The sequence below is a fragment of the Collinsella sp. TM10-22 genome (assembly GCF_003466125.1).
GTDB lineage: Bacteria > Actinomycetota > Coriobacteriia > Coriobacteriales > Coriobacteriaceae > Collinsella.
Genome location: NZ_QSOC01000004.1, coordinates 26,777 through 38,724 on the forward strand (window position 1 = coordinate 26,777; position 11,948 = coordinate 38,724).

An 11,948-nucleotide genomic window follows, 5' to 3' on the forward strand; every position below is an offset into this window, starting at 1 on the left:
CATAGAAAATTAGAGCGCTATAGTTACAGACAACAAGCGAGATGCATTGGCGTTTCCTTGTACTGTTTGGGGACGGTTTTGTTTTGGCGGGTTGGATATCGGCATGACCGGTGCGCGCCCGCGCCGGATAACCTGCCAAGGCAAACCCGTCTCCAACCGGAAGCTCTAGAACACGAAAGCGAGGACTTTGATGGCACAGTATCAGCTGCCCCGTGACTTCTTTTTTGGCGCTGCTATGTCCGGCCCGCAGACTGAGGGTCAGTGGAATCAGGGCGGCAAGCTCGAGAACCTGTGGGACACCTGGTCCATCCAGGATCTGGGGTCGTTCTATAACTGCGTTGGCTCTTATGCCGGCAATGACTTTATGGCCAAGTACCAGGAAGACTTTCGCATTTTGAAGGACTTGGGCCTGAATACCTATCGCACTTCCATCCAGTGGAGCCGTCTGCTCGATGCCGACGGCAATCTTAATGAGGAGGGCGCTGCGTGGTATCACGAGCTGTTCCGCGCCTCTCGCGAGGCCGGCCTGGAGCCGTTTGTCAACTTGTACCACTTTGACATGCCCACCTACCTCTTTAACCGTGGTGGCTGGGAGAGCCGTGAGGTCGTCGAGGCTTACGCGCATTACGCCGACGTCGCCTTCCACGAGTTTGGCCAGGAGATTAAGTACTGGTTCACCTTTAACGAGCCCATCGTCGAGCCCGAACAGCGCTATCAGGAGGGCGTGTGGTTCCCGCAGCTCCACGACTTTAGCCGCGCCCGCACCGTGCAGTATCACATTTCACTGGCACATGCGCTGGCCGTGGGCAACTATCGTCGCGCCTATGACGAGGGCGCCGTTCGCAGGGATGCCAAGATCGGCATGATCAACTGCTTTACCCCGGTCTACACCAAGGATAACCCCAGCGAGGCAGACCTCGAGGCCGTGCGTATGACCAGCGGCATCAATAACCGCTGGTGGCTCGACCTCATTACCAAGGGCGAGCTCCCTGCCGACGTGCTCGACAGCCTGGCCGAGGGCGGCGTTAAGCTCCCGTTCCGTGCTGGAGACCAAGAGATTCTCAAGCAGGGTGTTGTCGACTGGCTCGGTTGCAACTACTACCACCCCACGCGTGTTCAGGCGCCGGCGAGCAAGGTCGACCAGTACGGCCTGCCGCACTTTGCCGACGAGTACGTATGGCCCGACGCCGTTATGAACGAGAGCCGCGGCTGGGAGATCTACCCGCAGGGCCTCTACGACTTTGGCATGGACTGCGCCAAGAACTACCCCGATCTTGAGTGGTTCGTTTCCGAGAACGGCATCGGCATCATGGACGAATACAAGAACCGTGACGCCGAAGGAACCATTCAGGATGACTACCGTGTCGACTTTGTACGTCAGCACCTGGAGTGGGTGGCCAAGGCCATCGACGAGGGCGCCAAGTGCCGCGGATACCATTATTGGGCCGTTATCGATAACTGGTCTTGGGCCAATGCCTTTAAGAATCGCTATGGCTTTGTCGAGGTCGATTTGATGGATGGCTACAAGCGCCGCCTTAAGAAGTCGGCGGCCTGGCTCAAACAGGTCGCAACGACCCACGTGGTTGATTAGCGACCGGGCGAAGTCCCAGACCGCGCGCCGCCGCGCGCAACACATGGCACATCTGGTGGCAGAGGGCGACAGACCACCGTGCGAATAGGAAAAGGCCGGATTTGATAGTTAGGAGCAATCATGGCCAGTGACAACGGAAAGAGCTTCCTCGACAAGTTTGCCGAGGTCTCTGCGAAGGTGGGAAACCAGGTTCACCTGCGTTCCCTGCGCGACGCCTTCGCGACCATCACGCCGCTCTATATCCTTGCGGGTATCGCGGTTCTTATTAACAACGTCGTGTTCCCCCTGTTCCCGCTCGATGCGGCGGGCCTTGCCAACCTTCAGACGTGGGGTTCGGCAATTACGCTGGGCACCCTCAACGTCTCTGCCATTATCTTGGCCGGATTGATTGGCTACAGCCTCGCCAAGAACAAGCGTTTCGATAACCCGCTCGCTTGCGTGGTCGTCGCTATCTCTGCTTTCGTCATCATGATGCCGCAGCAGATCACCGCCACGCTTGCCGCCACGAGCCCGCTGCTCACCGACAAGATCACCTCCGCCGAGGTCACGGGCGCCCTTTCGACTGCCAACACCGGCACCAACGGTCTGTTCTCGGCTATTATCATCGCCCTGCTTTCCGTCTCGCTCTTCATCAAGATTTCTGGCGTCGAGAAGCTCAAGGTTAAGCTGGGCGAGGGCGTGCCTCCCGCGGTCTCCAACTCCTTCAACGTCATGATCCCGATGCTGCTCAACCTCGCGATCTTCGCTCTTGCCGCAGCTCTGCTCGCCGTGTGCGCCGGCACCGATCTGTGCGCCATCATCTCTACGTGCATCTCCAACCCGCTCAAGAGCATCATGAACGCCGGTCCGTGGGCTGTTATCCTCATCTACACCCTTGCCAACCTGCTGTTCTGCGTCGGTATTCACCAGTCCACCATCTCTGGCGCTACCGTCGAGCCGATCCTGACCATGCTCATCGTCGACAACATGGCTACCTTTGCCGCCGGTGGCACCATCCAGCCCGATCACTACATGAACATGCAGATCGTTAACAGCTTCGCCCTCATCGGCGGCTCGGGCTGCACCCTCATGCTTCTGCTCGACACGCTCCTGTTCTCCAAGAACAAGGCTTCCGAGACCGTTTCCAAGATGGCTATCCTGCCTGGTCTGTTCAACATCAACGAGCCGGTTATCTACGGTTACCCTATCGTGTACAACCTGCCGCTCATGATCCCGTTTGTCCTCCTTCCCGACTTGTTCATCGGCATCACCTATGGCCTTACCTGCGCAGGCATCATCAGCCCCTGCATCGCCCAGGTGCCCTGGACTATGCCTCCCGTCATCAATGCCCTGCTCGCTACGGGCTTTGACTGGCGCGCCGGCGTGTGGCAGGCCCTCGAGATTGTCATTGGCATGGCTGTCTACCTGCCCTTTATGAAGATTTCCGAGAAGGCAATCGCCAAGCAGGAGGCTCTCGCCGAGTAGAACGCCTAACGTTCGTCCCTTTCACCGTTGCGGGCGCCGGTACGCGGTGCCGGTGCCCGCACCTCTCTTTTGCGTAAGGGCGCAGAAAGAGGGCACAATAACCGCAAGAAATACAACCAGTTGTCGTCTGCGCGCCGCGCAGTTATAAGGAGGAAACCATGAAGAAGATCATGCTCTGCTGCAATGCCGGTATGTCCACGAGTCTGCTGGTCCAGAAGATGCAGGCCGAGGTTGCAAACCGTGGTCTGGATATCGAGATCGAGGCTCGTCCCATGAACGAGGCCCACGATCACCTGGACGAGTGCGACATGTTGTTGCTTGGCCCGCAGATCGGCTACACCAAGGGCGATTTTGAGAAGGAGGCCGCTGGCCGCTTCCCGGTCGAGGTCATCAACATGGTCGATTATGGTCGCATGAACGCCGCCGGCATCATCGACCACTGCGTTAGCGTGATGGGCTAGGTGCAGCATATGGAGGATATGAACGAGTTGCAGATGACCTGCTTCGAGATCATCAGCTACGTCGGTACCGCCAAGAGCATGTACATCAATGCCGTGCAAAAGGCCAAGGAGGGTGATTTTGACGCCGCCGAGGAGCTTATCAAGCAGGGCGACGAGGCCTATAACGGTGGCCACGATGTTCACATGGGGCTTCTGAAGAAGGAGGCCAACGGCGAGCGTAACGGTGAGGCTCCGTTGATTCTGCTGCATGCCGAGGACCAGATGGCCGGCACCGAGACCATGCGCGTCATGGCCACGGAGCTCATCGAGGTCCACAAGCAGCTGCAGGCACTGAAGGCCTAGCTGGCGTTATCGCCGCGACGGACCGTGCAATCCAACAGACAATACAGTCCCTTTCACGGGCGCCGGGAGCCTCCGCCTCTCGGCGCTTGTTGTTTTTGGCGAAGGCCTTTCGCGGCCTGCTGAGCGGACATTCGCGTTTTCCCAGATAAAACCTGCCAAAACAAACCTGTCCCTTTTTGGCAGGTTTTTGCCTTGGGAGCGGTACCATACTGGCAATGTTTAAACGAGAAAGGTGGGCTCCCATGGAACCTAAGCAGTACTACATCGGCATTGACGTCGGCGGCACTTCGGTTAAGGAGGGCCTGTTCGACGAGGACGGCAACCTGCTTGCCAAGGCCAGCGTGCCCACGCCTCCCATCGTTGACGCTGCGGGCTTTGCCGCGGTGACCGAGGCCATCGACCAAGTGGTCGCCAAGGCACAGATTCCGCGCGCCTTTGTGGCGGGCATTGGCCTGGCCGTTCCGTGCCCCATCCCGGCTTCGGGCGACGCCAAGGTCAAGGCCAACATTGCCATTAACCTGCCCGAGCTTAAGATCGCCATTCAGGAGCACTGCCCCGACGCGGTCGTTAAGTACGAAAACGATGCCAACGCCGCTGCTATGGGCGAGGCTTGGCTCGGCTCTGCCAAGGGCGTGCAGAACGTGGTGATGGTCACCATCGGTACCGGCGTGGGCGGTGGCGTTATCGTCAACGGCGATGTGGTATCGGGCGTTGTGGGCGCCGGCGGCGAGATCGGCCATATGTGCCTGAATCCTGCCGAGGAGCGCACCTGCGGCTGCGGCGGCCATGGCCACCTGGAGCAGTATTCCAGCGCCACCGGCGTGGTGAGCAACTACCTTGCCGAGTGCGAGAAGGCGGGCGTCGGGCCCATCGAGCTCACCGGCCCCTCCGATTCCAAGGACGTGTTCCAGGCCTGTCGCGAGGGCGACAAGCTTGCGCTGGCCGCGGCCGATACCATGGCCGACTATCTCGGTCGCGCTCTGGCGCTTATCGCCAACGTGGTCGACCCCGAGATGTTCCTGATCGGCGGTGGCGCCTCCGCCTCGGCCGACGTCTACCTCGACGCGGTTCGCGAACACTTCCAGCACTATGCGCTATCCGCCTCGCGCGAGACGCCCATCGAGGTCGCCTCGCTCGGCAACGACGCCGGCATCATCGGTGCCGCCTACGTAGCCCTGCGCGCCGCCGGCAAATAGCTGGCGCAAGGGGGGCAGGTTAGTTTGCACCACATGGTGCAGAGGGGGCAGACTTTGCCCCAGCGCCTGCCCCAATTTGTGCTGCGGCCCTTCCATCTCATAGGGTTCGGCGTCAGCGTGCTACCATAGCTACGTCCAAGTACACATATCAAGTGGAGGATTTCCATGGCAAACGTTCTTGTCTTTGGTCACCAGAATCCCGATAACGACGCCATCATGAGCGCCGTCGTCCTGTCCCAGCTGCTCAACCAGGTTGAGTATGCCGGCAACACCTACGAGGCCTGCGCACTGGGCCAGCTTCCGGCCGAGTCCGCCAAGCTGCTCGCCGACGCCGGCATTGCCGAGCCCCGCGTGATCGATTCCGTCGAGGCCGGCCAGCTCGTCGTCCTCACCGACCACAACGAGTCTGCCCAGTCCGTCGCCGGCCTTAAGGACGCCACGGTCTTTGGCGTCGTCGACCATCACCGCATCGGCGACTTCGAGACCGCCGGCCCGCTGCACTACATCTGCCTGCCCTGGGGCTCCAGCTGTACCATCGTCACCAAGCTCGCCGGCGTGCTCGGCGTCGAGCTTTCCGACGTTCAGGCCAAACTGCTGCTCTCGGCCATGATGACCGATACGCTCATGCTCAAGAGCCCCACCACCACCGATCTCGACCGCGCCGTCGCCGCCAAGCTCGGCGAGCAGGTGGGCGTCGACCCGGTCAAGTTCGGCATGGAGGTCTTCCTCACCCGTCCGTCCGGCTCCTTCACCGCAGCCGAGATGGTCGGCAACGACATCAAGATGTTCGAGCCCGCCGGCAAGAAGCTGCTCATCGGCCAGTACGAGACCGTCGACAAGAGCCGTGCGCTTGGCATGATTGACGAGATCCGCGAGGCCATGCGCGCCTACGCCGCCGAGAAGGGCGCCGACGGCATCGTCCTGTGCATCACCGACATCATGGAGGAGGGCTCGCAGGTTCTGCTCGAGGGCGAGACCGAGGCCGCTCAGAAGGGCCTGGGCATTGCCGACGAGCACGACGGCGTTTGGATGCCGGGAGTCCTCTCCCGCAAGAAGCAGGTCGCTGCTCCCATCATGGCCGCCTGCTAGGTTTTGCAACCTGCTCACGACCGGATCGCGGATGCTCCGCGCTCCGGTCGTTTTTTGTGCGCGGGACCACGTCGCCTATTGGACAGGGGCGCCCGTGCCGTTGAACAAATAATGTTCAACCTGTGGTTCCGCTTTTCGGCCGCGCTCGCGCGCTTGTCGCGCAGGGTAGGCTAGATGCAAGCGTAATACGTTGGAGCGCGGCGCCGCCATTTGGGCGGGCCGTGCTTTTTTAAGACGGGAGCCTTCCCGTGAAAGGAGCCGCCCATGGCAGCACCCGAGCAGCTGTTCAACACCCGTGAGCGCAAGCGTTTTGAGCGTCACGACATTTGGGAGCGCATTGCCGAGAACGGCACGATTTCCGCCGCCGTCATGGTGATCGCAGCCATCGCCGCGGTCATCTGCGCCAACACCGATGCCTACGAGGCTATTCATCACTTTTTGGAGACCCCGCTGTATGTGGGTCTTGGCAGCCTTACGGCTGGCCTTACCGTCGAGGTCTTTGTCAACGACTTTCTCATGGCGATCTTCTTTTTGCTGGTGGGCATCGAGCTTAAGTACGAAATGACGGTCGGTGAGCTCAAGAACCCGCGTCAGGCCATGCTTCCCATGTTGGCGGCCGTGGGCGGCGTCGTCGTTCCCGCCTGCATCTACCTGATCTTTAACCATGCCGGCGCGCACAACGGCTGGGCTATTCCCATGGCAACCGATATCGCCTTTGCGCTGGGCGTGCTATCGCTTTTGGGCAACCGCGTGCCCAACGGCGTGCGCGTGTTCTTCTCGACGCTCGCCATCGCCGACGATCTCATCTCCATCGCCGCCATCGCCATTTTCTACGGTCAGAGTCCCAACCCGTTTTGGTTGGGCGCCGCCGCGGTTGTGACTTGCGCGCTCGTGTGGCTCAACAAGACGCAGCATTACCGCCTTGCCCCGTATTCGGTGCTGGGTCTGCTGCTGTGGTTCTGTATGTTTAAGAGTGGTGTGCACGCCACGCTCGCCGGCGTCATCTTGGCCTTCACCATTCCGGCCAAGTGCGGCGTCAAGCTCGATAGCCTTACCGACTGGCTGGGCGAGTGCCTGCCGTTGCTCGACGACCGCTACGACGACGAGGCGCACATCCTGGGTCAGCACGACTTTACCGTCTCGACTACCAAGGTCGAGCGCGTCATGCACCGCGTGACTCCGCCGCTCATCCGCATGGAGCGTCTGATCTCCACGCCGGTCAACTTTGTGATTCTGCCGATCTTCGCATTTGTCAACGCGCAGGTTCGCTTGGTGGGTGTGGACATGAGCACGCTGCTTTCCGACCCGGTGACGCTCGGCGTGTATTTTGGCATGCTGCTGGGCAAGCCGATCGGCATCTTTGGCATGACGTTTGCCCTGGTTAAGCTCAAGATTTCCGAGCTGCCGCACAATGTCAACTGGCATATGATCGCCGGTGTGGGCATTTTGGGCGGTATCGGCTTTACCATGTCGATCCTCATCAGCGGCCTCGCCTTCCCGACGGCCCAGTTTGAGGTCCTGGCCGCAAAGGCCGCCATTCTTGCCGGTTCGGTCACCGCGGCCGTGCTGGGCATGATCTACATGAGCGTGGTCTGCAAGCACCCTGCGCCCAAGGACGAGTAAGAGCACATACAAGTTTGAAAACGCCGCCTGTGAATACCATCACAGGCGGCGTTTTAGTCACTGGGTAGTCGTTGGGGACAGACTTAAATGACTGCCCAAGTGCCGGCAGGTTGGGACTACTCATTTAAGTCTGTCCCCAATGAGTGGTTCATTTAAGTCTGTCCCCAATGAGTGGTTCTATTCCACGGTGCCGTAGACGGCGCCCCAGCCGTGGGCGGCTAAGGCGGAGTTCAGCTGGTCGCAAAGTGACAGGCGGTCGTAATAGCCGGGCGGCAAAAGGTTCACGATCTCCATAAGGTCGGGCGCCAGGTCCAAGATTTCGGCCTGCACGATTAGGTCCAGGCGGTCGATGGCGTGGCGGTCGTAAAACAGCCCGTCGACCAGGCGCTGCAGGTCGCCGAATTCCTCAGCCCTAAACGAACCGTATTCCATAATGCCTCCTTAGGCGCCCCACGCCGGCATGCGCGGCGATGTCGTAATTCATTGCGATGAACTTAATCTATCACGGCTTCATACCGTTGCGGCGGTGGCGGTCTATACTTAGACGAACTGCAACGTCCCGCTTCGCGAAAGGTCGCACCCATGCAGACGATCTACCAGAAGATGGAAACCACCGAACTCGATGCCGCCATCGAGGCGCTCAAAGCCGAGGTCGCCGAGGTCAAGGCCAAGGGCCTGGCGCTCGACATGGCCCGCGGCAAGCCGTCGCCCTCCCAGGTGGACATCTCGCGCCCCATGCTCGATATCCTCAATGCCGAGGCCGATCTGCACGACGGCAACGTCGACTGCTCCAACTACGGCTGCTTCGAGGGCATTCCCTCGGCACGCAAGTTGGCAGGGGAGTTCCTGGGCTGCCCCGCCGAGCAGACGCTCGTGCTGGGTTCGTCGAGCCTTTTGATCGAGCACGACATCGCCGGCATGTTCTGGCGCTGTGGTTCGTGCGGCAGCGAGCCCTGGGATGCCTACGAGGCCGCGCACGACGGCAAGAAGGTCAAGTTCCTGTGCCCCGTTCCCGGCTACGATCGCCACTTTGGCATCACCGCCGACTTGGGCATCGAGAACGTCCCCGTTGCGATGACCGACAACGGCCCCGACATGGACGAGATCGAGCGCCTCGTTGCCGCCGACGATTCCATCAAGGGTATCTGGTGCGTGCCCAAGTATTCCAACCCCACGGGCATCACCTTTAGCGAGGACACCGTGCGCCGCCTGGTCGAGATGCCCACGGCCGCGCCCGATTTCCGCATCTTCTGGGACAACGCCTACTGCGTGCACGACCTGTACGACGAGACCGACGAGCTTGCCAATATCTTTGACCTCGCTCGCGCGGCGGGCACCGAGGACCGCGTGGTGGCCTTTGCCTCGACGTCCAAGATTACCTTCCCGGGCGCCGGCATCGGCTTTATCGGCGCGAGCCCTGCGGTCATCGCGGAGTTCTCCAAGCGCCTCAAGGCCGGCCTTATCAGCGCCGACAAACTCAACCAGCTGCGTCACGTGCGTTTCCTTCCCACCATCGAGGCGGTCAAGGAGCATATGAAAAAGCATACCGAATTTTTGCGCCCGCGCTTTGAGGCCGTTGAGCGCAAGCTCACCGAGGGCCTGGGCGACACGGGCTGCGCCACCTGGACGCAGCCCCGTGGCGGCTACTTTGTGAGCTTCGATGGCCCCGAGGGCTCTGCCCAGAAGGTCGCCGCGCTTTGTGCCGATCTGGGCGTCAAGCTCACGCCGGCCGGCGCCACCTGGCCCTATGGCAAGGACCCGCGCGATACCAACATCCGCATCGCGCCGAGCTATCCCACGGTCGAGGACCTGGAGGCCGCGCTCGACGTGCTGGTGCTGGCCGTTAAGCTTGTCGCTGCCGAGCTCGCGCGTGCCGAGCGCGCCTAGCGCGCAGAGCTCTGCAAGTCCGCGCCGCGTACTTTTCCGCACTTTCGATACGCAAAGGAGCGTATACATGGATTTGGGTATTTCCACCAACCCCACGCCGGAGCTCTACACCATTAAGGTGACCGGCGAAATCGATATCTCTAACGCCGACAGTTTGCGTAACGCCATCGACTTGGCACTTGAGCAGCCCACCGAGGCCGTTGAGCTCGACTTTGCCCAGGTGAGCTATATCGACTCGACGGGCATTGGCGTGCTTGTGGGCGCCGCGCACCACGCAGTCGATCATGACAAGCGTTTTAGCTGCGCCAACGTGCAACCCCCGGTGATGCGCGTGGTTCAGCTGTTGGGTGTCGACCAGGAGATTTCGATCACCGCTGCATAATCTTTGCCCCCAAAAGGGCGTGCCGTTTGGCATATGTTTGTGATGCGCTCGGACGTTTTGGCGTCCGGGCGCTATACTTGACCGAATGAATAGACGAGTTCCGGCCGAATGGCGCGGTGCGGGCTCGACTCACATCGAGCCTTGGAGGTATGTGTGTTTGGTATTGGAGAGGGTGAGCTGGCAATCATCGTGGTCTTCGGCTTTTTGCTGTTTGGCCCGGATAAGCTCCCGCAGATGGGCCGCACGATCGGCCGTGCCATCCGTCAGTTCCGCGAGACGCAGGAAAAGATGACGGCAGTTGTTCAGTCCGAGATTATCGATCCGGTAAGTGAGGCCGCTTCGGCGCCGGTCAAGCCCAAGAAGGCTGCTGTCGATGACGATTCCGATGCTGACGCCGATGCCGTCAAGACGGCCGCGCCCGCAAAGAAGGAGACCTTTGCCGAGCGCCGTGCCCGCCTTGCCGCCGAGAAGGCCGCGAGTGAGGGTGCTGCTGAGGGCGAGGCTGCTGCCGAGGAGACGGAGGCCGAGGGCGCTGGGCCCGCCGCTGCTGTGTCCGCTGCCGATGCTGCCACTGCCGCCGTCGAGCCCGAGCCTGCCGCAGAGCCCGAGCCCGAGCCGGCAGAGCCCACGACGGCCGACCTCTACGCCCGTCGTCCCCGCAAGCGCAAGGCCGTCGTCGACCAGCTCGCTCGTGAGCTTGAGGTCGAGGACGAAGCCGCTGCCGCCGACGCCCCGAAGGGAGGCGATGAGTAATGCCTATCGGACCTGCGCGCATGCCGCTCTTCGATCACCTGGGAGAGCTCCGTCGCCGCCTGACCATCGTGGTCGTATCGGTGTTTGCCGCCGCCATCGTGCTGTATTTCGCCACGCCCGTGGTGCTCGATATCCTGGAAGACCCCATCCGCTCGTTTGTGCCGGACGGTAAGTTCTACATCACCACCACGCTCGGCGGCTTTGGCCTGCGCTTCTCGCTGGCCATCAAGATGGCCGTTGTCATGTGCACGCCCATGATCATCTGGCAGATCTTGGCGTTCTTCCTGCCGGCGCTTCGCCCCAACGAGCGCAAGTGGGTCGTGCCCACGGTGCTCGCTTCGACGGTGCTGTTCTTCCTGGGTGCCATCTTCTGCTACTTCATCATCATTCCTGCGGGCTTTGAGTGGCTCATCGGCGAGACCTCTGCCGTCGCAACTGCGCTGCCCGATCTGGAGAACTACGTCAACATGGAGCTGCTCTTTATGATCGGCTTTGGTGTGGCGTTTGAGCTGCCGCTCATCATTTTCTACCTGTCCGTTTTCCACATCGTGTCCTACGCGGCTTTCCGCGGCGCCTGGCGCTACGTGTACGTGGGCCTGCTCGTGGGCTCGGCTGTGATCACGCCCGACGGCTCGCCCGTCACGCTGGGCCTTATGTACGGTGCCCTGCTTTCGCTCTACGAGATTTCGCTCGCCATCGCTCGCGTGGTCATTACTGCGCGCGAGGGCAAGGAGGGCCTGTTCGTGAGCCGTCTGGACCTGTTCTCGGACGACGAGGACGACGAGGAGTAAATCGGTATGCACGAGGTTGGCATTGTCAACGGCATACTCGATACAGTGATTCGCGCGGCGCGTGGGGCGGGGGCCTCGCGCGCCGTTTTGGTAACGCTGCGTATCGGGGATATGACCGAGGTGGTGCGCGAGGCGCTCGACTTTGCGTGGGAGACGTTTCGCGACGAGGACCCGCTCACGCGAGGCTGCGAGCTTTCCGTGGAGGAAGTCCATCCACAAAGCGAGTGCCTGGACTGCGGCGACGTCTTCGACCACGATCGCTTCCACTGTCGCTGTCCCCAGTGTGGTGGTGCCAACGTGCGCCTACTGCACGGCCGCGAACTCGACATCGCAAGTATCGAAATCGAAACCCCCGACGATTAGCCGTCA

The 11,948-nt window shown here is 61.0% G+C and carries 13 protein-coding genes; 12 read left to right on the forward strand and 1 reads right to left on the reverse strand.

Annotation, left to right across the window (positions count from 1 at the left end; all coding sequences use genetic code 11):
• Positions 1 to 190: 190 nt before the first annotated feature.
• The 7 genes from DXD94_RS04915 (at position 191) to nhaA (ending at position 7,766) form a co-directional block, all read left to right on the forward strand.
• Positions 191 to 1,591 (forward strand): glycoside hydrolase family 1 protein, encoded by a 1,401-nt coding sequence (locus DXD94_RS04915; RefSeq protein ID WP_117763410.1) that lies wholly within the window; start codon positions 191 to 193, stop codon positions 1,589 to 1,591.
• A 120-nt stretch (positions 1,592 to 1,711) separates the two neighbouring features.
• Complete coding sequence (locus tag DXD94_RS04920) at positions 1,712 to 3,055, forward strand: PTS sugar transporter subunit IIC (RefSeq protein ID WP_099432237.1); 1,344 nt, start codon at positions 1,712 to 1,714, stop codon at positions 3,053 to 3,055.
• A gap of 158 nt (positions 3,056 to 3,213) precedes the next feature.
• Complete coding sequence (locus DXD94_RS04925) at positions 3,214 to 3,516, forward strand: PTS sugar transporter subunit IIB (protein WP_055285538.1); 303 nt, start codon at positions 3,214 to 3,216, stop codon at positions 3,514 to 3,516.
• A gap of 9 nt (positions 3,517 to 3,525) precedes the next feature.
• On the forward strand, positions 3,526 to 3,858 hold the full coding sequence (locus DXD94_RS04930; protein ID WP_199407153.1) for a PTS lactose/cellobiose transporter subunit IIA: 333 nt from the start codon (positions 3,526 to 3,528) through the stop codon (positions 3,856 to 3,858).
• A gap of 242 nt (positions 3,859 to 4,100) precedes the next feature.
• Positions 4,101 to 5,054, forward strand: a complete 954-nt coding sequence (locus tag DXD94_RS04935; RefSeq protein ID WP_233539392.1) for an ROK family protein — start codon at positions 4,101 to 4,103, stop codon at positions 5,052 to 5,054.
• 165 nt (positions 5,055 to 5,219) lie between these two features.
• Complete coding sequence (locus tag DXD94_RS04940) at positions 5,220 to 6,143, forward strand: manganese-dependent inorganic pyrophosphatase (protein WP_117763412.1); 924 nt, start codon at positions 5,220 to 5,222, stop codon at positions 6,141 to 6,143.
• Positions 6,144 to 6,407: 264 nt separating this feature from the next.
• Positions 6,408 to 7,766: a Na+/H+ antiporter NhaA gene (gene nhaA / locus DXD94_RS04945; RefSeq protein WP_117763413.1), complete on the forward strand. Its 1,359-nt coding sequence runs from the start codon at positions 6,408 to 6,410 to the stop codon at positions 7,764 to 7,766.
• Between the two features lie 177 nt (positions 7,767 to 7,943).
• Here the strand turns inward: nhaA and DXD94_RS04950 are convergent, their stop codons facing one another.
• Positions 7,944 to 8,198, reverse strand: a complete 255-nt coding sequence (locus DXD94_RS04950) for a hypothetical protein (protein ID WP_117763414.1) — start codon at positions 8,196 to 8,198, stop codon at positions 7,944 to 7,946.
• A gap of 150 nt (positions 8,199 to 8,348) precedes the next feature.
• Between DXD94_RS04950 and DXD94_RS04955 the strand changes: the two genes are divergently transcribed.
• From DXD94_RS04955 to hypA, 5 genes are all read left to right on the forward strand, one after another.
• Positions 8,349 to 9,653, forward strand: a complete 1,305-nt coding sequence (locus tag DXD94_RS04955) for an aminotransferase class I/II-fold pyridoxal phosphate-dependent enzyme (RefSeq protein ID WP_117763415.1) — start codon at positions 8,349 to 8,351, stop codon at positions 9,651 to 9,653.
• Positions 9,654 to 9,720: 67 nt separating this feature from the next.
• On the forward strand, positions 9,721 to 10,035 hold the full coding sequence (locus DXD94_RS04960; RefSeq protein WP_117763416.1) for an STAS domain-containing protein: 315 nt from the start codon (positions 9,721 to 9,723) through the stop codon (positions 10,033 to 10,035).
• A gap of 153 nt (positions 10,036 to 10,188) precedes the next feature.
• The gene (locus tag DXD94_RS04965; RefSeq protein WP_158557542.1) at positions 10,189 to 10,788 is read left to right on the forward strand and encodes a twin-arginine translocase TatA/TatE family subunit; all 600 of its coding nucleotides are present in this window, start codon (positions 10,189 to 10,191) and stop codon (positions 10,786 to 10,788) included.
• Positions 10,788 to 11,579 (forward strand): twin-arginine translocase subunit TatC, encoded by a 792-nt coding sequence (tatC, locus tag DXD94_RS04970; RefSeq protein ID WP_022093860.1) that lies wholly within the window; start codon positions 10,788 to 10,790, stop codon positions 11,577 to 11,579. The genes DXD94_RS04965 and tatC overlap by 1 nt, the downstream gene beginning before the upstream one ends.
• Before the next feature lie 6 nt (positions 11,580 to 11,585).
• A complete protein-coding gene (hypA, locus tag DXD94_RS04975; protein ID WP_117735512.1) occupies positions 11,586 to 11,942 on the forward strand; it encodes a hydrogenase maturation nickel metallochaperone HypA in 357 nt (118 codons plus the stop codon).
• Positions 11,943 to 11,948: the final 6 nt, after the last annotated feature.

What these genes read in the sequence shown, in the direction of transcription:
- DXD94_RS04915 (WP_117763410.1), top strand. Translation starts at nt 191, where the DNA reads ATGGCACAGTATCAGCTGCCCCGTGACTTCTTTTTTGGCGCTGCTATG.
- DXD94_RS04920 (WP_099432237.1), top strand. Translation starts at nt 1,712, where the DNA reads ATGGCCAGTGACAACGGAAAGAGCTTCCTCGACAAGTTTGCCGAGGTC.
- DXD94_RS04925 (WP_055285538.1), top strand. Translation starts at nt 3,214, where the DNA reads ATGAAGAAGATCATGCTCTGCTGCAATGCCGGTATGTCCACGAGTCTG.
- DXD94_RS04930 (WP_199407153.1), top strand. Translation starts at nt 3,526, where the DNA reads ATGGAGGATATGAACGAGTTGCAGATGACCTGCTTCGAGATCATCAGC.
- DXD94_RS04935 (WP_233539392.1), top strand. Translation starts at nt 4,101, where the DNA reads ATGGAACCTAAGCAGTACTACATCGGCATTGACGTCGGCGGCACTTCG.
- DXD94_RS04940 (WP_117763412.1), top strand. Translation starts at nt 5,220, where the DNA reads ATGGCAAACGTTCTTGTCTTTGGTCACCAGAATCCCGATAACGACGCC.
- nhaA (WP_117763413.1), top strand. Translation starts at nt 6,408, where the DNA reads ATGGCAGCACCCGAGCAGCTGTTCAACACCCGTGAGCGCAAGCGTTTT.
- DXD94_RS04950 (WP_117763414.1), bottom strand. Translation starts at nt 8,198, where the DNA reads ATGGAATACGGTTCGTTTAGGGCTGAGGAATTCGGCGACCTGCAGCGC.
- DXD94_RS04955 (WP_117763415.1), top strand. Translation starts at nt 8,349, where the DNA reads ATGCAGACGATCTACCAGAAGATGGAAACCACCGAACTCGATGCCGCC.
- DXD94_RS04960 (WP_117763416.1), top strand. Translation starts at nt 9,721, where the DNA reads ATGGATTTGGGTATTTCCACCAACCCCACGCCGGAGCTCTACACCATT.
- tatC (WP_022093860.1), top strand. Translation starts at nt 10,788, where the DNA reads ATGCCTATCGGACCTGCGCGCATGCCGCTCTTCGATCACCTGGGAGAG.
- hypA (WP_117735512.1), top strand. Translation starts at nt 11,586, where the DNA reads ATGCACGAGGTTGGCATTGTCAACGGCATACTCGATACAGTGATTCGC.